The organism is Streptomyces sp. NPDC048297, from assembly GCF_043201585.1.
In the GTDB taxonomy this organism is placed as follows: domain Bacteria; phylum Actinomycetota; class Actinomycetes; order Streptomycetales; family Streptomycetaceae; genus Streptomyces.
In genome coordinates this window covers 133,913-152,471 of record NZ_JBICZA010000010.1, presented here as the reverse complement: position 1 = coordinate 152,471, position 18,559 = coordinate 133,913, and the positions used below count along the sequence as shown (strand labels likewise).

Annotated in this window: 16 protein-coding genes; 13 read left to right on the top strand and 3 right to left on the bottom strand. The window is 72.7% G+C overall.

Going from position 1 to position 18,559, the window contains the following annotated elements; translation table 11 throughout:
- The first annotated feature begins 516 nt into the window (after positions 1 to 516).
- From ACGFYV_RS13750 to ACGFYV_RS13740, 3 genes are all read left to right on the top strand, one after another.
- Positions 517 to 2,349, top strand: a complete 1,833-nt coding sequence (locus tag ACGFYV_RS13750) for a SpoIIE family protein phosphatase (protein WP_393878636.1) — start codon at positions 517 to 519, stop codon at positions 2,347 to 2,349.
- A 79-nt stretch (positions 2,350 to 2,428) separates the two neighbouring features.
- On the top strand, positions 2,429 to 3,661 hold the full coding sequence (gene hemW, locus ACGFYV_RS13745) for a radical SAM family heme chaperone HemW (RefSeq protein WP_393878562.1): 1,233 nt from the start codon (positions 2,429 to 2,431) through the stop codon (positions 3,659 to 3,661).
- 100 nt (positions 3,662 to 3,761) lie between these two features.
- Positions 3,762 to 4,340: a Uma2 family endonuclease gene (locus ACGFYV_RS13740; protein ID WP_393878561.1), complete on the top strand. Its 579-nt coding sequence runs from the start codon at positions 3,762 to 3,764 to the stop codon at positions 4,338 to 4,340.
- Here the strand turns inward: ACGFYV_RS13740 and ACGFYV_RS13735 are convergent.
- Entirely contained in the window at positions 4,318 to 5,133 is an 816-nt protein-coding gene (locus ACGFYV_RS13735) for a DUF3097 domain-containing protein (RefSeq protein ID WP_393878560.1), read from the bottom strand. The two genes, ACGFYV_RS13740 and ACGFYV_RS13735, sit on opposite strands and share 23 nt — an antisense overlap.
- A 34-nt stretch (positions 5,134 to 5,167) precedes the next feature.
- A complete protein-coding gene (locus tag ACGFYV_RS13730) occupies positions 5,168 to 5,935 on the bottom strand; it encodes an MBL fold metallo-hydrolase (protein ID WP_393878559.1) in 768 nt (255 codons plus the stop codon).
- Between the two features lie 172 nt (positions 5,936 to 6,107).
- Between ACGFYV_RS13730 and hrcA the strand changes: the two genes are divergently transcribed.
- From hrcA to ACGFYV_RS13680, 10 genes are all read left to right on the top strand, one after another.
- Entirely contained in the window at positions 6,108 to 7,124 is a 1,017-nt protein-coding gene (gene hrcA, locus ACGFYV_RS13725; protein WP_393878558.1) for a heat-inducible transcriptional repressor HrcA, read from the top strand.
- Positions 7,125 to 8,258, top strand: a complete 1,134-nt coding sequence (dnaJ, locus tag ACGFYV_RS13720; protein WP_393878557.1) for a molecular chaperone DnaJ — start codon at positions 7,125 to 7,127, stop codon at positions 8,256 to 8,258.
- 128 nt (positions 8,259 to 8,386) lie between these two features.
- Positions 8,387 to 9,475, top strand: coding sequence for a nitronate monooxygenase (locus ACGFYV_RS13715; protein WP_393878556.1), 1,089 nt, complete (start codon positions 8,387 to 8,389; stop codon positions 9,473 to 9,475).
- Positions 9,472 to 10,221 (top strand): 16S rRNA (uracil(1498)-N(3))-methyltransferase, encoded by a 750-nt coding sequence (locus ACGFYV_RS13710; RefSeq protein WP_393878555.1) that lies wholly within the window; start codon positions 9,472 to 9,474, stop codon positions 10,219 to 10,221. The genes ACGFYV_RS13715 and ACGFYV_RS13710 overlap by 4 nt, the downstream gene beginning before the upstream one ends.
- 17 nt (positions 10,222 to 10,238) lie before the next feature.
- A complete protein-coding gene (locus tag ACGFYV_RS13705; RefSeq protein ID WP_393878554.1) occupies positions 10,239 to 10,631 on the top strand; it encodes a VOC family protein in 393 nt (130 codons plus the stop codon).
- A gap of 226 nt (positions 10,632 to 10,857) precedes the next feature.
- The gene (locus ACGFYV_RS13700) at positions 10,858 to 11,373 is read left to right on the top strand and encodes a hypothetical protein (protein WP_393878553.1); all 516 of its coding nucleotides are present in this window, start codon (positions 10,858 to 10,860) and stop codon (positions 11,371 to 11,373) included.
- Positions 11,374 to 11,491: 118 nt separating this feature from the next.
- Complete coding sequence (locus ACGFYV_RS13695) at positions 11,492 to 14,638, top strand: S41 family peptidase (protein WP_393878552.1); 3,147 nt, start codon at positions 11,492 to 11,494, stop codon at positions 14,636 to 14,638.
- Positions 14,639 to 14,757: 119 nt separating this feature from the next.
- Positions 14,758 to 15,111 (top strand): histidine triad nucleotide-binding protein, encoded by a 354-nt coding sequence (locus ACGFYV_RS13690; RefSeq protein ID WP_393878551.1) that lies wholly within the window; start codon positions 14,758 to 14,760, stop codon positions 15,109 to 15,111.
- 6 nt (positions 15,112 to 15,117) lie between these two features.
- On the top strand, positions 15,118 to 16,023 hold the full coding sequence (locus tag ACGFYV_RS13685) for a ribonuclease Z (protein ID WP_393878550.1): 906 nt from the start codon (positions 15,118 to 15,120) through the stop codon (positions 16,021 to 16,023).
- Positions 16,024 to 16,133: 110 nt separating this feature from the next.
- On the top strand, positions 16,134 to 17,126 hold the full coding sequence (locus tag ACGFYV_RS13680) for an adenosine deaminase (RefSeq protein ID WP_393878549.1): 993 nt from the start codon (positions 16,134 to 16,136) through the stop codon (positions 17,124 to 17,126).
- Here the strand turns inward: ACGFYV_RS13680 and ACGFYV_RS13675 are convergent.
- Complete coding sequence (locus ACGFYV_RS13675; RefSeq protein ID WP_393878548.1) at positions 17,090 to 18,409, bottom strand: MFS transporter; 1,320 nt, start codon at positions 18,407 to 18,409, stop codon at positions 17,090 to 17,092. The genes ACGFYV_RS13680 and ACGFYV_RS13675 overlap by 37 nt on opposite strands.
- Positions 18,410 to 18,559 lie beyond the last annotated feature (150 nt).

The following is an 18,559-nucleotide window of genomic DNA, read 5'->3' as shown; positions in this document are numbered from 1 at the left end:
CCGTCGCTTGGCTCGGGAGGTTGCGCAGTTCCCCGTGCCCCTTGGGGGTTGTTGCTCGGCCTCGTGGGTGGCGGATGGTTCCGCCCCCCGGGGGGCCGTCGCTTGGCTCGGGAGGTTGCGCAGTTCCCCGTGCCCCTTGGGGGTTGTTGCTCGGCCTCGTGGGTGGCGGATGGTTCCGCCCCCCGGGGGGCCTTCGTTCGGACCGGGAGATTGTGCAGTTCCCCGCGCCCCTTGGGGGGTGTCGCTCGGCCTTGCGAATGGCGCATGGTCTCGCGCTCCCCGGAGCGCATTCGCTCGGCCCCGTGCACGGCGTATGGTTCCGCGCCCCTCGGAGGGGTCTCCGCTCGGGATGGTCGAGTTTGTGGCTGTGATTCTTTGGGGGGGTGATTTCGCTCGGGCTTGTTCGGTTGTGGATGGGTTTTGGTGGTTGGGTGGGGTGTTTCGCGGTCGCTGGTGGCCGCTTTCGTAACTCAACGCTTATGTATGCCACCGTTCTGTCACCCTGGCCGCATGGACATGGCGGCCATACCGACGCAGCGGGAGAGTGAGACCGGCGGCCGGGGGGCGCAGGGGCACGCCACGTTGCCCGGGAGCCCCCTCGCGCCGGGGGCGGCGCGTGCCCTGGTGCGGTCCGCTCTCGGGGAGTGGGGAGGGCGGGGGCCCGCCGGATTCGACGGGCGGCTGGCCGACGACGCCATGGCGGTGGTCAGTGAGCTGGTCACGAACGCCGTCGTACACGCCGGTACGGACGTGGAGGTCGACTGGCGGCTGGAGGAGTGCGGCGCGTTCGTGGTCGAGGTCGGTGACAGGCATCCGTTCCGCGCGCCACGCGACCCCGTCGGCGGCGAGGCGTCGTACGACTCCCTCGAGTACGGGCGCGGGCTGCGCCTGGTCGCGGCGCTCGCCGAGTCCTGGGGCGTCACCTACCGCACCGGTGCCAAGACGGTGTGGGCGCGGCTGCCCGCCGGGGGCCGGCCGGACGCCGACGGGCCCGCGCCGGGGTACACGCTGGACGCCGCCGAGGCCCTCGCCCCGCAGCCGCGCCGCAGCGGAGACCGGGACTGGTTCGGGCGGGGCGCGCTGTCCTTCCTGGCCGAGGCCTCCGACCTGCTCGCGGGACAGCTCGACGAGACCCTGGTCGCCGCCCTCACCGGCCAGCTGATCGTGCCCCGGCTCGCCGACTGGTGCGCGGTGTGGCTGGAGGACGAGGCGTCCGTACGCGGCGGCGACGGCGGCGGCCCCGCCCGGGTCTGGCACGCGTGCGAGAACCTCATCGAGGAACTGCACCGGGCCCTGGAGAAGGACCCGCCCGGTTCGCTCGACGGCGTGTGGGCAGGGCCCCGGCCGTACCCGTGGCCCGGCGACGCGCTCGGCCCGGAGGGCGTCGAGGGCATCGCGCTCGCCTACCGGCTGGTCGCGGGCGGCCGTCCGCTGGGCACGCTGGTGATCGGCCGGTGCGGTCCGGCCGGGTTCCCCGACGAGGTCACCGGTCTGGTCGAGGACCTCAGCCGCCGGGTGGCGCTGGCCATCGGCGCCGCCCGCCAGTACGCCCGCCAGGCCACCATCAGCGCCGTCCTGCAGCGCGGCCTGCTGCCCGGCGCGGTCGCCGAGATCCCCGGGGTGAGCAGCGCGCTCGTCTACGAGCCCTGCGACAAGGGCGGCCCCAGCGGCGACTTCTACGACCTGTTCCCGGCGGGCGACGGCCGCTGGTGCTTCGCCGTCGGCGACGTCCAGGGCAAGGGCCCCGAGGCCGCCGTCGTGATCGGGCTCGCCCGGCCCTGGCTCAGACTGCTGGCCCGCGAGGGCTACCGGGTCGCCGACGTCCTCGACCGCCTCAACCAGCTCCTGCTTGACGACGCCACCGAGGCCGCCGACGCCGCCGCCCGCGCGCTGGTCGCCGCCGGCGGCCGTCCCCTGGCCCCCGCGGACGGCCCGCAGACCCGCTTCCTCTCCCTGCTCTACGGCGAGCTGACCCCGTTCGACGGCGGCGTCCGCTGCACCCTCGCCTCCGCCGGGCACCCGCTGCCCCTCCTGCTGCGCCCCGACGGCAAGGTGGCCACCGCGGCCCGCCCGCAGACCCTGCTCGGGGTCGTCGAGGACGAGACCTACACCAGCGAGACCATCGAACTGCGCCCCGGCGACAGCCTGCTGTGCGTCACGGACGGGGTGACCGAGCGCCGTTCCGGCCCCCGCCAGTTCGACGACGGCGACGGGCTCGCCCGCGCCCTGTCCGGCTGCGCGGGCCTGAGCGCCGAGCTGATCGCCGAGCGGATCCGCCGCCTCGTGCACGACTTCGGCGGCGGCCTGCCCGCGGACGACCTGGCTCTGCTGGTCCTCCAGGCCGAGTGAGAGAGCCCCGGGTAAGCCGAGTGAGGGCCCCGAGTAATCCGCCGTCGAGCAATCGCCGTCGTACGGGACAATGGAGTACATGCCTTCCGCACTCCCCGACGGCGAGCCCGTCCCCGACGACGGCGCGCTGCCCGCCTCCGCGCTCGCCGGGGCCGCCGGCCGGCCCCTCGGGTTCTACCTGCACGTCCCGTACTGCGCGACCCGCTGCGGCTACTGCGACTTCAACACCTACACCGCGACCGAGCTGCGCGGCACCGGCGGCGTGCTGGCCTCCCGGGACAACTACGCCGACACCCTGACCGACGAGATCCGCCTCGCCCGGAAGGCGCTGGGCGACGACCCGCGCGAGGTCCGCACGGTCTTCGTCGGCGGTGGCACGCCGACACTCCTGGCCGCCGACGACCTCGTACGGATGCTGGCCGCGATCCGCGACGAGTTCGGTCTCGCGCCGGACGCCGAGGTCACGACGGAGGCGAACCCGGAGTCCGTCGACCCGGCGTACCTGGCCACGCTCCGGGAGGGCGGCTTCAACCGGATCTCCTTCGGCATGCAGAGCGCGAAGCAGCACGTGCTGAAGATCCTGGACCGGACCCACACCCCCGGCCGCCCCGAGGCATGCGTCGCGGAGGCGCGGGCGCAGGGCTTCGAGCACGTCAACCTCGACCTGATCTACGGCACCCCCGGCGAGTCGGACGACGACTGGAGGGCCTCGCTGGAGGCGGCGCTCGGCGCCGGTCCCGACCACATCAGCGCGTACGCCCTGATCGTCGAGGAAGGCACCCAGCTCGCCCGCCGCATCCGCCGGGGCGAGGTCCCGATGACGGACGACGACGTCCACGCCGACCGGTACCTGATCGCCGAGGAGATGCTGTCCGCGGCCGGTTTCGACTGGTACGAGGTCTCCAACTGGGCCACCTCGCAGGCCGGCCGCTGCCTGCACAACGAGCTGTACTGGCGCGGCGCCGACTGGTGGGGGGCCGGCCCGGGGGCGCACTCGCACGTGGGCGGGGTGCGCTGGTGGAACGTCAAGCATCCGGGCGCGTACGCGGCGGCCCTCGCCTCGGGCCGCTCGCCGGGTGCGGGGCGCGAGCTGCTGTCCGACGAGGACCGGCGGGTCGAGCGGATCCTGCTGGAGCTGAGGCTTCGGGAGGGGGTGCCGTTGTCACTGCTGCGCGAGGAGGGCCTCGCGGCCTCGGGGCGGGCGCTGGCGGACGGTCTCCTCCAGGAGGGGCCGTACGAGGAGGGACGCGCCGTGCTCACGTTGCGGGGGAGGCTGCTGGCGGACGCCGTGGTGCGGGACCTGGTGGACTGATCACCCGGCGGAGTGAATCACTGCGGAACGCCGGTTCGGTCCCTAACCTGGTTCGTAGGCTGCCGCCAAAAGGACGCGGCGGATGTGGAGGGCCACGGAGATGACCGCTGTGGACGAGCGTGGGATGACCAAGTTCTTCGAGGAGTTCGAGCCTCCCGAGGGCATCAAGGTTGAGCTTCTCCGGGGGGTAATCGTGATGATGGCCAGCCCTGACATCGTGCACAACACGATCGTTGCCGATGTCCAGGACCAGATCCCGCGGCAGCGTTGGTCTCGGCTCCAGACTCAGGACGTGGACATCCTGGATGAGGCCAGTGAGCCCGTACCGGACCTGGTGGTCATGGAGCGTGATCTGCTTCCCGACTCAGGTCGCCTGCTGCCGTCCTCGCTGATCACGATGGTCGTCGAGGTCGTCTCCAAGTCCAGCGTCCACCAGGACTACGTGGTCAAGCGCTCGATCTACGCAGGGGGAAAGATCCCCGCCTACCTCATCCTCGACCCGATCATGGCGCACTGCGTTCTGCTGACGAAGCCCGCAGGCCGAGGTGAGGACGCCGACTACCTGACTCAGGAGATCGTCAAGTTCGGCGATCCGGTTCTGCTGGAGGATCCGGGGCTCGAACTGGACACCAGCGAGTTCGGTACCTTCCCCAACGTCAGGCCCCACCGCTACCCGTGACGAAGTCGATCAGTTCCTCCACCCGCCCCAGCAGTTCCGGCTCCAGGTCCTTGTAGGACCCGACCCGCGCCAGGATCGCCTGCCACACCGCCCCGGTGTTCTCCGGCGGCCAGCCCAGCGCCCGGCACACGCCCGTCTTCCAGTCCTGGCCGTGCGGCACCCGGGGCCAGCCGGGGATGCCCAGGGACGACGGCTTCACCGCCTCCCAGATGTCGATGTACGGGTGGCCCACCACCAGCGCGTGCGCGCTCGTCACCGACTCCGCGATGCGCCACTCCTTCGTGCCCGGGACCAGGTGGTCCACGAGGATCCCCAGGCGGGCGTCCGGACCCGGCGCGAAAGACTCCACGATCGCCGGCAGATCGTCCACGCCCTCCAGGTACTCCACGACCACGCCCTCGACGCGCAGGTCGTCGCCCCACACCTTCTCGACCAGCTCGGCGTCGTGCCGGCCCTCGACGTAGATGCGGCCGGCGCGGGCCACGCGCGCGCGTGCGCCGGGTACGGCGACCGAGCCGGACGCCGTACGGGCGGGACGTGCCGGAGCCGCGGACGATGGGCGTACGAGCGTCACCACGCGCCCCTCCAGCAGGAAGCCGCGCGGCTCCAGCGGGAACACCCGGTGCTTGCCGAAGCGGTCCTCCAGGGTCACCGTGCCCGCCTCGCAGCGGATCACCGCACCGCAGAACCCGGTACCGGGCTCCTCCACCACCAGGCCCGGATCCGCCGGGACCTCGGGCACCGGCTGGGACTTCTTCCAGGGAGGGGTCAGGTCGGGGGAGTACTGGCGCATTCGGATGACGATAGGAGAAGCCCCGGGGCCGCGCCTACGACACGCCGAAACGGGACGCCAGTTCGTCGCGCTGGCGTCGTACGAACGCCGCGTCCACCACGGCTCCGTGACCGGGCACGTACAGCGCGTCCTCGCCGCCGAGCGCCAGCAGCCGGTCCAGGGCGTCCGGCCAGCGGGAGGGTACGGCGTCCGGGCCGGCCTGGGGTGCGCCGGACTCCTCGACGAGGTCGCCGCAGAAGACGACCTCCGGGGTCGTGGGAGTCCCCGGGGTCTCGGGAGTCCCTGGAGTCCCCGGGGCGCCGGGGACGAGGACCGCGAGATCGTGGGCGGTGTGGCCGGGACCGACGTTCGCCAGCAGCACCTGGCGGCCCTCGCCCAGGTCGAGGGTCCACTCGCCGCTCACCAGATGGCGCGGCGCGGTCAGCGCGGCCACCGCCTCCTGGGCGTCCGCCACCGGCAGGCCGTTCCTGATCGCGTCCAGCCGCAGGTCCTCGCGCTCGTGCGCGAACACCGTCTCCAGGCCCACCGCCGCGTACACCCGCGCACCGGCGAACGCGGGCGCGCCGAAGACATGGTCGAAGTGGGGGTGGGTCAGCGCGAGATGGGTCACACGCCGGCCGGTCAGCCGCCGCGCCGCCTCACGCAGCCGCGCACCCTCGGCGAGGCTCGACCCGGCGTCCACCAACAGCGCCGTGCCCGCGCCGACGACCAGCCCCACCGTGCAGTCCCAGCCGGGCAGCCGGCACCGGCCGACCCCCTCCGCCAGCCGCTGCCATCCCAGGTCTTCCCAAGTCACCGTCATACCGCGACGCTAGCCGTCACAGGCCGTCACCGTGGTACGGACCTTGCCCAGTCAGTACCCCACGGCCGTACACTGGGCCGGGGACGGCTGGCACTCGCACGTGTTGAGTGCCAGGCCAGGATCCGAAGGGCCGTGGGGAGCCGTGGGGAAGACGTGATGGAGGTGCGCGCGGATGCTGAGTGAACGAAGGCTGCAGGTTCTGCGCGCCATCGTCCAGGACTATGTGGGAACCGAGGAGCCGGTGGGGTCGAAGGCGCTCACGGAGCGTCACAATCTCGGCGTCTCCCCGGCGACCGTGCGCAACGACATGGCCGTCCTGGAGGACGAGGGCTTCATCGCCCAGCCGCACACCAGCGCCGGGCGCATCCCCACCGACAAGGGCTACCGGCTGTTCGTCGACAAGCTCGCCGGCGTCAAGCCGATGACCGCGCCCGAGCGGCGCGCCATCCAGAACTTCCTGGGGGGCGCCGTCGACCTCGACGACGTCGTGGCGCGCACGGTACGGCTGCTCGCGCAGCTCACCCGGCAGGTCGCCGTCGTGCAGTACCCGTCCCTGACCCGCTCGACCGTGCGGCACGTGGAGCTGCTCGCGCTCGCCCCCGCGCGCGTGATGCTCGTGCTGATCACGGACACCGGCCGGGTCGAGCAGCGGATGATCGACTGCCCGGCGCCCTTCGGGGAGACCTCACTGGCGGATCTGCGGGCCCGGCTGAACAGCAGGGTCGCGGGGCGCCGGTTCACCGACGTGCCGCATCTGGTCGAGGACCTGGCCGACGCCTTCGAGGCCGAGGATCGCGGTACGGTCTCGGCGGTGCTCTCCACTTTGCTGGAGACACTGGTCGAGGAGAACGAGGAGCGGCTGATGATCGGCGGAACCGCCAATCTGACCCGCTTCGGACATGACTTCCCTCTCACCATCCGGCCCGTCCTGGAGGCACTGGAGGAGCAGGTCGTGCTCCTCAAACTCCTTGGCGAGGCGAAGGATCCGGGCATGACCGTGCGTATCGGGCACGAGAACGCCCATGAGGGACTCAACTCCACTTCAGTCGTGTCGGTCGGCTACGGTTCGGGCGGCGAGGCGGTTGCCAAGCTCGGCGTGGTCGGACCGACCCGCATGGACTATCCGGGAACGATGGGAGCGGTACGCGCAGTGGCACGGTACGTCGGACAGATCCTGGCGGAGTCGTAAGTGGCCACGGACTACTACGCCGTTCTCGGCGTGCGCCGCGACGCGTCGCAGGATGAGATCAAGAAGGCGTTCCGTCGGCTCGCGCGCGAGCTGCACCCGGACGTCAACCCCGATCCGAAGACCCAGGAGCGGTTCAAGGAGATCAACGCCGCCTACGAGGTGCTGTCGGACCCGCAGAAGAAGCAGGTCTACGACCTCGGCGGCGACCCGCTCTCGCAGGCCGGCGGCGGTGCGGGCGGTTTCGGGGCCGGTGGCTTCGGCAACTTCTCCGACATCATGGACGCGTTCTTCGGTACGGCGTCGCAGCGCGGGCCCCGCTCGCGCACCCGGCGCGGCCAGGACGCGATGATCCGGCTCGAGGTCGAGCTGGACGAGGCGGCCTTCGGGACGACCAAGGACATCCAGGTCGACACCGCGATCGTCTGCGGCACCTGCAACGGTGAGGGCGCGGCTCCGGGCACGTCCGCCCAGACGTGTGACATGTGCCGCGGTCGTGGTGAGGTCTCCCAGGTGACCCGGTCCTTCCTGGGCCAGGTCATGACCTCCCGGCCCTGCCCCCAGTGCCAGGGCTTCGGCACGGTCGTGCCGACCCCGTGCCCGGAGTGCGCGGGCGACGGGCGCGTCCGGTCGCGGCGCACCCTCACCGTGAAGATCCCGGCCGGTGTCGACAACGGCACCCGGATCCAGCTCGCCGGCGAGGGCGAGGTCGGGCCCGGCGGCGGTCCCGCCGGTGACCTGTACGTCGAGATCCACGAGCTGCCGCACCAGACCTTCCAGCGGCGCGGCGACGACCTGCACTGCACGGTCACGATCCCGATGACGGCGGCGTCTCTCGGTACGAAGGTGCCGCTGGAGACGCTGGACGGCATGGAGGAGGTCGACATCCGGCCCGGCACGCAGTCCGGCCAGTCGATCCCGCTGCACGGCCGGGGCGTCACGCATCTGCGGGGCGGCGGTCGCGGCGACCTGATCGTGCACGTCGAGGTGATGACGCCGACCAAGCTGGATCCCGAGCAGGAGCGGCTGCTGCGCGAGCTGTCCAAGCTGCGGGGCGAGGAGCGGCCGCAGGGCCAGTTCCAGCCGGGGCAGCAGGGGCTGTTCTCGCGTCTGAAGGACGCGTTCAACGGGCGCTGAGGGCCTGAGGTGAAGGGGCGCCGCCCGCGCCGCCCCTTCACCGCCTGCTCAGAGAGCCGGAAGCATTGGCATGTGCCAAGGGGAAGGCTCGATTCGGACCTTTTCACAGGACGTGACAACATGCGGTCATGTCCTCCGCACTGACCGATCTCTTCCCGTTTCCGATCGTGCAGGCCCCCATGGCGGGCGGCGTCTCCGTGCCGCAGCTCGCCGCCGCCGTGTCCGAGGCCGGCGGTCTGGGGTTCCTCGCCGCCGGGTACAAGACGGCCGACGGCATGTACCAGGAGATCAAGCAGCTGCGAGGACTCACCGGCCGCCCCTTCGGCGTGAACGTGTTCGTGCCGCAGCCGGACCACGCCGAATCGGGCGCGGTCGAGCTGTACGCCCAGCAGCTGGCCGGTGAGGTCACCTGGTACGAGACGGAGCTGGGCGACCCGGACGGCGGCCGGGACGACGGGTACGACGCCAAGCTCGCGGTGCTGCTGGACAACCCGGTACCGGTCGTCTCCTTCCACTTCGGTGTGCCGAGCCGGGAGGTGCTGGACGCGCTGCGCCGGGCCGGCACCCTCACCCTGGTCACGGCCACCACCGTCGAGGAGGCCCTCGCGGTCGAGCGGGCCGGCGCGGACGTGGTGACAGCCCAGGGCGTGGAGGCCGGCGGCCACCAGGGCACCCACCGGGACACCCCCGAGAACGACGGCGCCGGCATCGGGCTGCTGTCGCTGATCGCGCAGATCAGGGAGGCGGTGTCCCTGCCCGTCGTCGCCGCGGGCGGCATCATGCGCGGCGGCCAGATCGCCGCGGTCCTCGCCGCCGGTGCCTGCGCCGCCCAGCTGGGCACGGCCTTCGTCGCCACCCCCGAGTCGGGCGCCCACCCCGTGCACAAGCAGGCGCTGACCAACCCCCTGTTCGCGCGCACCGAGTTGACCCGCGCCTTCACCGGACGCCCGGCCCGCGCCCTGGTCAACCGCTTCCTGCGCGAGCACGGCCCCTACGCCCCCGCCGCCTACCCCGAGATCAACTACCTGACCGCCCCGCTGCGCAAGGCCGCCGCCAAGGCCGGTGACGCACAGGGCATGTCGATGTTCGCCGGGCAGGGGCACCGGATGGCCCGCGAACTGCCCGCCGGGGAACTGGTGCAGGCCCTGATGACCGAACTCGCCTCGGCCGGGACGCAGTTGTCCGACGTGGCACGGTGCGGAGGTGAAGCGCGATGACCGCGCCCGTTTTCGTCGTGGACCGACTCGACCGCGTCGGGCCGGAGTTCGTGCTCGACGGCCCCGAGGGGCGGCACGCCGTCTCCGTGAAGCGGCTGCGGCCCGGGGAGGACGTCGTCCTCACCGACGGGCGGGGACGCTGGGCCGAGGGCGTCGTCAAGGCCGCAGAGGGCAAGGACCGCCTGGTGGTCATGGACCTGGAGTCCGTGCACGAGGAGCCGCTGCCCGCGCCCCGCATCACCGTCGTCCAGGCTCTCCCCAAGGGCGACCGGGGTGAACTCGCCGTGGAGACGATGACCGAGGTCGGCGTCGATGCGATCGTGCCGTGGCAGGCGTCCCGCTGCATCACCCAGTGGAAGGGCGAGCGGGGTCAGAAGGCCCTCGGCAAGTGGCGCTCCACCGCCCGCGAGGCGGGCAAGCAGTCCCGCCGGGTCCGCTTCCCCGAGGTAGCGGACGCGGCAACGACCAAGCAGGTCGGCACACTTCTGGCCAAGGCCGAGTTCGCCGCCGTCCTCCACTCCGACTTCGAGCACGGCAGCGCGGCGCTCGCCACCGCCGAACTCCCCGCGGACGGCGAGATCGTGCTGGTCGTCGGCCCCGAAGGAGGCGTCTCCCCCGAGGAGTTGGCGCTTTTCGCACAGGCGGGGGCGCGGCCGTACGTGCTCGGTCCTACTGTGTTGCGCACATCCACCGCCGGCACCGCCGCCGCGGCTCTGCTGCTGGGCCGCACCGGCCGCTGGTCCTGACACCACGGGGGCACCCGATGGAACTCGCCCAGATACGTCTCCTCGTCACCGACTTCCCCGCCTGCTACCGCTTCTACGCCGACGTCCTCGGCCTCAAGCCGCAGTCGGGGGCGACCGGGGGACCGTACGAGAAGTTCAGCCCGCACGCCGGCTCCGCCGGGATAGCGCTGCAGGACCGCTCGATGATGGCCGAGGTCCTCACCGAACTCGGCGAGAGCGCCACCGGCCACCGCTCCCTGGTCGTGCTGCGCGTCGACGATCTCGACGCCTACTGCGCCGAGATCACCGCCCGGGGCGCGACCCTGCTGCACGGCCCCGCCCCGATGGCCGAACGCCTGCGCGTGGCCCACCTCAAGGACCCGGAGGGCAACCTGGTGGAACTCCAGGAATGGCTGCTGCTGCGCACCTGACCAGGACGGCGGGCGGCAGCGCCCACCGGGCCCTCCTATCCGAAGTGCCCGAAGTGCCCGAAGTGCCCAGAGTTTTCGGAGTTCCCGACGTGCGGCACCCTCGCGCGAGCACTCGAACGGGTGGAGTGGCCGTAAGCGGCCTTCCGTCCCGTGCGTGTTCGGTGGCACTCTGCCGTTCATGGGGGTATTGAGGCGGATTTGGCATCGGCCGCGACCCGCGAGGGCGATGGCCGTGGCGGGGCTCGCGATCGTGGGCGCGGGCGCGCTGGTCGGTTGTGAGCCGGGGGGCCTCGGCGCGGCGTCGGTGGCGTACACCACGGACAAGACCGCGACCGCCGAGCTCGAACGGCAGCACGTGGACGTCAACTGGCTCAGCTGCACCGCCGACTACGGCAACCACGGCTTCACCCCCGGCCGTACGCCCTCGCCGACCGAGAGCACCGTCGTCTCCGTCGACTGCCAGGGACAGACCGGGGACCGGCGGAAGATCACCGTCACCGGGAAGGTGACCAAGTCCGTCGACGGCGCCTGTGTGCGCGGGAGTCTGACCGGCACGGTCGGCGGCCGGCGGGTGTTCCACGTCGACGGGCTCGGCGACTGCACCGCCACCCCCGCACCGGTGTTCACCCCGCCGGCCACCGGCCGGCCCCCCGGGCGGCCCGAGCCGACCGTGACGGTCACCGTCACGCGCACCCTGTGGTGCAAGGGCGACCCGACCTGCTGGCCGGTCGAGGGCAAGTGATCGAAAACCAGAGCCGGGAGCGACAGGTGCCGCGTAAGGTGACGGAGTGACTCAGGGGCCTTCCACAAAATCCACGGACAGTTCGTCGTATCTCCGATTCCCCCATGTCCACGGGGACTTGGTGACCTTCGTCGCCGAGGACGACGTGTGGCTGGCGCCGCTGGACGGCGGGCGGGCCTGGCGGGTCAGCGCCGACAACGTGCCGGTGAACCACCCCCGTATCTCGCCCGACGGCACCACCGTCGCCTGGACCTCCACCCGCGACGGAGCCCCCGAGGCGCACATCGCTCCGCTCACCGGCGGACCCTCCAAACGGCTCACGTACTGGGGGAGTTGGAAGACCCAGGTGCGTGGCTGGACCCCGGACGGCGAGGTCCTCGCGCTCAGCACCCAGGGCCAGCCGAGCCTGCGCCGCACCTGGGCACGGGCCGTCCCGCTGGACGGCGGACCGGCCACCACCCTGCCGTACGGCCCGGTCGGCGACCTCGCCCACGGCCCGCACACCGTGCTGCTGTCCGCCCCGATGGGCCGCGAGGCCGCCTGGTGGAAGCGCTACCGGGGCGGCACGGCGGGCAAGTTGTGGATCGACCGTGAGGGCGACGGTGAATTCACGCGGCTGCACGAGGAGTTGGACGGCAACATCGAGTACCCCGGGTGGGTCGGCGACCGGATCGCGTTCCTGTCCGACCACGAGGGCACCGGAGCCCTGTACTCCTCCCTCGCCGACGGCTCCGACCTGCGCCGCCACACACCGATCGACAGCTTCTACGCCCGGCACGCCGCCACCGACGGCCGGCGCGTCGTCTACTCCAGCGCGGGCCGGCTGTGGATCCTGGACGACCTCGACGGCGCCGAACCGCGCCCGCTGGACGTCCGGCTCGGCGGACCGCGCGTGGACCTCCAGCCCTTCCCGGTCACCGCCTCCCGCTGGTTCGGCTCCGCCGCCCCCGACCACACCGCGCGCGGCAGCGCGGTCGCGGTGCGCGGCGCCGTCCACTGGGTCACCCACCGCTCGGGACCGGCCCGCGCCCTCGCCGCCCAGCCCGGCGTGCGGACCCGGCTGCCCCGCACCTTCCGCACGGAGGGCGAGGAATGGGTGGTGTGGGTGACGGACGCCGAGGGCGAGGACGCCCTGGAGTTCGCCCCCGCGACCGGTCTCACCCCGGGCGCCGTACCGCGCCGGCTCGCCGCCGGACAGCTCGGCCGGGTGCTGGCGCTCGCCATGGCCCCCGACGGCAGCAGGGCCGCCGTCGCCTCGCACGACGGCCGGCTGCTGCTGGTCGAACGCGAGACCGGCGAGGTCCGCGAGGTGGACCGCAGCGAGCACGGCGACGTCAGCGGCCTCGCCTTCTCGCCCGACTCCGGCTGGCTCGCCTGGACCCACCCCGGCCCCCGCCCGCTGTCCCAGCTGCGCATCGCCCAGATCACCGACCTGTCGGTCACCGAGGCGACCCCGCTGCGCTTCCAGGACTACGCGCCCGCCTTCACCCAGGACGGCAAGCACCTCGCCTTCCTCTCCAGCCGCTCCTTCGACCCGGTCTACGACGAGCACGTCTTCGACCTGGCCTTCGTGGAGGGCGTCCGCCCCCACCTGATCACCCTCGCCGCGACCACGCCGTCCCCGTTCGGACCGCAGCGGCACGGCCGGCCCTTCGGCACCCCGGACAAGGACGAGACCCCCGACAGCGAGGGCACCCCGGCCACCCGGATCGACCTCGACGGCCTCGCCGACCGCATCGTGCCCTTCCCGGTCGAGGCCGCCCGCTACTCCAACCTGCGGGCCGCCAAGGACGGCGTCCTGTGGCTGCGCCACCCGGTGCGCGGCGTCCTCGGCGCCTCCCGCGCCACCCCCGACGCCCCCGACCCGAAGACCGAGCTGGAGCGCTACGACCTCGCCCAGCAGCGCCTGGAGCATCTCGCCGCCGACGCCGACCACTTCGAGGTCAGCGGCGACGGCAAGCGGGTCCTGCTGTGGACCGACGGCCGGCTCAAGGTCGTACCCGCCGACCGGCGCGCCCCCGACGACGAGGACAGCGACGGGAACATCACCGTCGACCTCGGCCGGATCCTGCAGACCGTCGACCCGGTCGCCGAGTGGCGGCAGATGTACGACGAGACGGGCCGCCTCATGCGGGACAACTTCTGGCGGCCCGACATGGGCGGCGTCGACTGGGACGGCGTCCTCGACCGCTACCGCCCCCTCCTCGCCCGCCTCGCCACCCACGACGACCTCGTGGACCTCCTGTGGGAGGTGCACGGCGAACTCGGCACCTCGCACGCCTACGTCACCCCGCGCGGCGGCTTCGGCGACGGCGCCCGGCAGGGCCTGCTCGGCGCCGACATCTCCCGCCACGAGGACGGCAGCTGGCGCGTCGACCGGATCCTCCCGTCGGAGACCTCCGACCCCCAGGCCCGCTCCCCGCTCACCGCGCCCGGCGTCGCCGTACGCCCCGGGGACGCGATCATCGCGGTCGCCGGCCATCTGGTCGACCCGGTGACCGGCCCCGGACCGCTGCTGACCGGCACGGCCGGCACGCCTGTCGAGCTGACCGTCTCGCCCGCCGGCGGGGGCGAGCCCCGGCACGCGGTCGTCGTCCCTGTCGCGGACGAGGAACCCCTGCGCTACCACGCCTGGGTCGCCGACCGCCGCGCCTACGTCCACGAGCATTCCGGTGGCCGCCTCGGCTACCTCCACGTGCCCGACATGCAGGCGCCCGGCTGGGCCCAGATCCACCGTGACCTGCGCGTCGAGGTGGCCCGCGAGGGCCTCGTCGTCGACGTCCGCGAGAACCGCGGCGGCCACACCTCCCAGCTCGTCGTGGAGAAGCTGGCCCGCCGGATCGTCGGCTGGGACCTGCCGCGCGGCATGCAGCCCGTCAGCTACCCGCAGGACGCCCCGCGCGGCCCCGTCGTCGCCGTCGCCAACGAGTTCTCCGGCTCCGACGGCGACATCGTCAACGCGGCGATCAAGGCCCTCGGTATCGGCCCCGTCGTCGGCACCCGCACCTGGGGCGGTGTCATCGGCATCGACAGCCGCTACGGCCTCGTCGACGGCACCCGGATCACCCAGCCCAAGTACGCCTTCTGGCTTGAGGGCCCCGGCTGGGACGTCGAGAACCACGGCGTCGACCCGGACGTCGAAGTCCTCCAGCGCCCCCAGGACTGGGCAGCGGGCCACGACCCCCAACTGGACGAGGCGATAAGGCTGGCCCTGGAAGCACTGGAGGCAGCGCCTGCCAAAACACCGCCAGGCCTCCCGACCTAGGGGCGCGGGACTGTGTCGATATGCGGCTCCGCCGCGGGGCGCGACCAGCCCCCACCGACCCGCACCGAACCGACTACCATGCCCCCGTACTGATCACCGGCGAAAGTGAGCGCAGCGCCATGGCGGGAGAAGCGCAGGACGACTGCCTGTTCTGCAAGATCGTCGCGGGCCACATCCCGGCGACGATCGTCCGCGAGACCGACACCACGGTCGCCTTCCGGGACATAAACCCCCAGGCGCCGACACATGTCCTGGTGATCCCCAAGGCCCACTACAAGAACGCCGCCGAGCTGGCCGCGTCCGCGCCGGCCCTCGCCGCCGACGTGCTCGCCGAGACGCAGGCCGTCGCCGACGAGGACGAACTCGACAGCTACCGCATCGTCTTCAACACCGGCAGCGGCGCCGGACAGACCGTCTGGCACGCCCACGCGCACGTCCTCGGCGGCCGTGGCATGGAATGGCCCCCCGGATAAGTCGCCGTGTCCGTCCGTGAATTGGTGGTCCTCGGTACCGCCAGCCAGGTCCCGACCCGGCACCGCAACCACAACGGCTATCTGCTGCGCTGGGACGGCGAGGGCATCCTGTTCGACCCCGGCGAGGGCACCCAGCGGCAGATGCTGCGCGCCGGGGCCGCCGCCCACGACCTGAACCGGATCTGCGTCACGCACTTCCACGGCGACCACAGCCTCGGCCTCGCCGGCGTCATCCAGCGCATCAACCTCGACCGGGTCCCGCACGAGATCACCGCGCACTACCCGCGCTCCGGGCAGCGCTTCTTCGACCGGCTGCGGTACGCCACCGCCTACCGGGAGACCGTCCGCCTCACCGAGGCACCGGTCGACGCGGACGGCACCCTCGCGGCGACGTCGTCGTACACGCTCGAAGCCCGGAAGCTGTCCCACCCCGTCGAGTCCTACGGCTACCGGCTGACCGAGCCCGACGGCCTGCGCATGCTGCCGGACCGGCTCGCCGCGCACGGCATCAAGGGGCCGGACGTCGGCCGGATCCAGCGGGAGGGTGTCCTCGGGGGCGTCGCGCTGGACGAGGTCAGCGAGGTGCGGCGCGGCCAGCGGTTCGCGTTCGTCATGGACACCCGGCTGTGCGAGGGCGTGCACGCGCTCGCCGAGGGCTGCGACATGCTGGTCATCGAGTCCACGTTCCTCGACGAGGACGTCGAACTCGCCGTCGACCACGGGCATCTGACCGCCGGGCAGGCCGCCGCCGTCGCCCGGGACGCGGGGGTACGGCACCTCGTCCTCACCCACTTCAGCCAGCGCTACCCGGACCCGGCGGAGTTCGAGCGGCAGGCGCGGGCGGCGGGATTCGGGGGAGAGCTGACCGTGGCCCACGACCTGCAGCGAGTGCCCCTGCCCAGACGCAGGTGACGTCGTGCGCACGCAGGTGACGTCACGCGCGAAATCCGGTGACGTCGCGCGGGAAAGCGCAGATGGCGTCGTGCGCGAAAGCGCAGGTGGCGGGGCCGTACGATGCTCTGATGCCCCTCCCGAAAGCAGAACTGCACCTTCACGTCGAAGGCACCCTCGAACCCGAGCTGGCCTTCGCACTGGCCGCCCGCAACGGCGTCGACCTGCCGTACGCGGACACCGGCGAACTCCGCAAGGCGTACGAGTTCGAGGACCTGCAGTCCTTCCTGAACCTGTACTACGAGCTGATGGCCGTCCTGCGCACCGAGCAGGACTTCGAGGATCTCGCCGACGCCTACCTCGCCCGCGCCGCCGCACAGGGCGTGCGGCACGCGGAGATCTTCTTCGACCCGCAGGCCCACCTCGCCCGGGGCGTGGGCATGGGCACGGTCGTGGAGGGGCTGTGGCGGGCGCTCGGGAACAGCGAGGAGAACCACGGCGTCTCCACCCGGCTCATCATGTGCTTCCTGCGCGACGAGTCCGCCGAGTCGGCGATGGAGACCCTGGAGGCGGCCAAGCCGTACCTGGACCGGATCACCGGCATCGGCCTCGACTCGGCCGAGGTCGGACACCCGCCGGCGAAGTTCCGGGAGGTGTACGAGGCAGCCGCCGCGCTCGGCCTGCGCCGGGTGGCGCACGCCGGTGAGGAGGGGCCGCCGGAGTACATCACCGAGGCCCTGGACGTGCTCGGCGTCGAGCGGGTCGACCACGGACTGCGCTGCATGGAGGACCCGGCACTGGTCGAGCGGCTGGTCCGCGACCGCGTCCCGCTGACCCTGTGCCCGCTGTCCAACGTCCGGCTGCGGGCGGTGGACACGCTGGCCGGCCACCCCCTCCCGGCCATGCTCGCCGCCGGGCTGCTGTGCACGGTCAACTCCGACGACCCGGCCTACTTCGGCGGTTACGTCGCCGACAACTACCACGCCGTCCGCGACGCCCTCGGGCTGGCCAAGGAGCAGATGCGCGAGCTGGCCCGCAACTCCTTCCTCGCCTCCTTCCTGGAGGACGACGAGGAGCGGCGGGCCCGTTACCTGGCCGAGGTGGACGCGTACGAGTTCGCGTAGACGGTGTTGCAGGCAGTGTCGTAGGCGGCCTCGTAGGCGGTCTTCTCGTAGGCGGTGTCGTACGCCTCCTGGGCGGACGGTACGGCAGGCGTCTCCAGCGGGACCTCGACGACCGGCAGGGGCCGCCTGCCCGACCGCGTCGCCACCACCGTCAGCGGCACGGCCACCACCAGCAGCCCGACGGCCAGGACCTCGCCCATGACCGGGAAGCCGGACCTGGCGGACAGCAGGCTTCCGGCGAGCGGTCCCGCCGCCGTGCCCAGTGACGACGCCGAGCCGACCAGGACCGCCCAGCGCCCGCGCGGGTCGAGGGAGGCGGCGAGCCCGATGACGTACGACAGGACGATCGGGTAGAGCAGGTTCCAGGCGATCTCGCCGCCGGCGAAGGACGGCAGGTCCGTCGCCGACGCGCTGACCACGACGCAGCCGGCGATCAGGGCCGTACCGCCGCCGATCGGCGCCGCATGGCCGAGGCGCGGCCCGACCGCGCCCGCGCCCACGACGCCGACCAGGCCCGCGCCGAGGGCGACCGCGAACACCGCCCCGACGGTGACCTCGCTGAGATGTGCCTGACCGAGACCGATCCGGCCGCTGACGCCCCACAGGGAGTTCTGCGCCAGGGACCAGAACGGCATGACGGCCGCCAGCAGCAGTCCGGAACGCAGGTGCGGGAGCCGGCCGCGCTCGGCGGCGGTGGCGCGCTCGACGGTGGTGGCGCGCTCCACGGTGGCGGCGCGGGCCGGGGCGGCGGGCGCGGGCAGGCGGCCGGTGAGCGGCCAGACGGCGAGGGCCGTCAGCGCGATCGCGGCGAGCGGCAGGCCGTGGCCCGGACCGAGGTGGGGGATCGTCAGATACAGGGCGCCCGCGAGGGCGGAGACGCCGAGCAGGCCGGCCGTGGTGACCCGGTGCGGGTCGGGCCGGCCGGCGATCCCGGTCGCCGCGACCGCCGTGACCGTACCGGACCCGAACCCGCCCACGACCGCGCCCGCGACGACGGCCGGGACGGCGCCGGTGAGCGCCGCACCGCCGTAGCCGAGGAACGCGAGCGCGAGACCGAGGCGGGCCAGGGAGCGCGCCCCGATCCGCTCGACGCGGGCGGCCAGCAGGAAGCCGGCCGTGGCCGAACTCAGCAGCAGGGCGCTGCCGATGGCCCCGGCCTGGGTGGCGGAGAGCGGAAGCCCGGCGTCGAGCCGGCCGACCGTGGTCGGCAGCAGATAGGGGGCGAGGTACCCGGCCGTGAAAAGGGCGACGAGGGGCCAGGGCATGGAGCGGGGGGCGGACACGGGCGTTCCCGGAGCAGGCTGAAGGGGCGGCGCGGAAAAGGGGGGTGGGGCGACGGCCGTCGACGGACGGGAACGCGCTCCCACGTTGTATCAAGCAGGTGGTGCCTGCAAGAAGTTCGGGTGGGGTGATCTGGGTCACTGTTGTGTTTG

Coding starts and splice junctions, on each gene's coding strand:
- ACGFYV_RS13750 (WP_393878636.1), top strand. CDS start 517: ATGGCGGCCATACCGACGCAGCGGGAGAGTGAGACCGGCGGCCGGGGG.
- hemW (WP_393878562.1), top strand. CDS start 2,429: ATGCCTTCCGCACTCCCCGACGGCGAGCCCGTCCCCGACGACGGCGCG.
- ACGFYV_RS13740 (WP_393878561.1), top strand. CDS start 3,762: ATGACCGCTGTGGACGAGCGTGGGATGACCAAGTTCTTCGAGGAGTTC.
- ACGFYV_RS13735 (WP_393878560.1), bottom strand. CDS start 5,133: ATGCGCCAGTACTCCCCCGACCTGACCCCTCCCTGGAAGAAGTCCCAG.
- ACGFYV_RS13730 (WP_393878559.1), bottom strand. CDS start 5,935: ATGACGGTGACTTGGGAAGACCTGGGATGGCAGCGGCTGGCGGAGGGG.
- hrcA (WP_393878558.1), top strand. CDS start 6,108: ATGCTGAGTGAACGAAGGCTGCAGGTTCTGCGCGCCATCGTCCAGGAC.
- ACGFYV_RS13715 (WP_393878556.1), top strand. CDS start 8,387: ATGTCCTCCGCACTGACCGATCTCTTCCCGTTTCCGATCGTGCAGGCC.
- ACGFYV_RS13710 (WP_393878555.1), top strand. CDS start 9,472: ATGACCGCGCCCGTTTTCGTCGTGGACCGACTCGACCGCGTCGGGCCG.
- ACGFYV_RS13705 (WP_393878554.1), top strand. CDS start 10,239: ATGGAACTCGCCCAGATACGTCTCCTCGTCACCGACTTCCCCGCCTGC.
- ACGFYV_RS13700 (WP_393878553.1), top strand. CDS start 10,858: ATGGCCGTGGCGGGGCTCGCGATCGTGGGCGCGGGCGCGCTGGTCGGT.
- ACGFYV_RS13690 (WP_393878551.1), top strand. CDS start 14,758: ATGGCGGGAGAAGCGCAGGACGACTGCCTGTTCTGCAAGATCGTCGCG.
- ACGFYV_RS13680 (WP_393878549.1), top strand. CDS start 16,134: ATGCCCCTCCCGAAAGCAGAACTGCACCTTCACGTCGAAGGCACCCTC.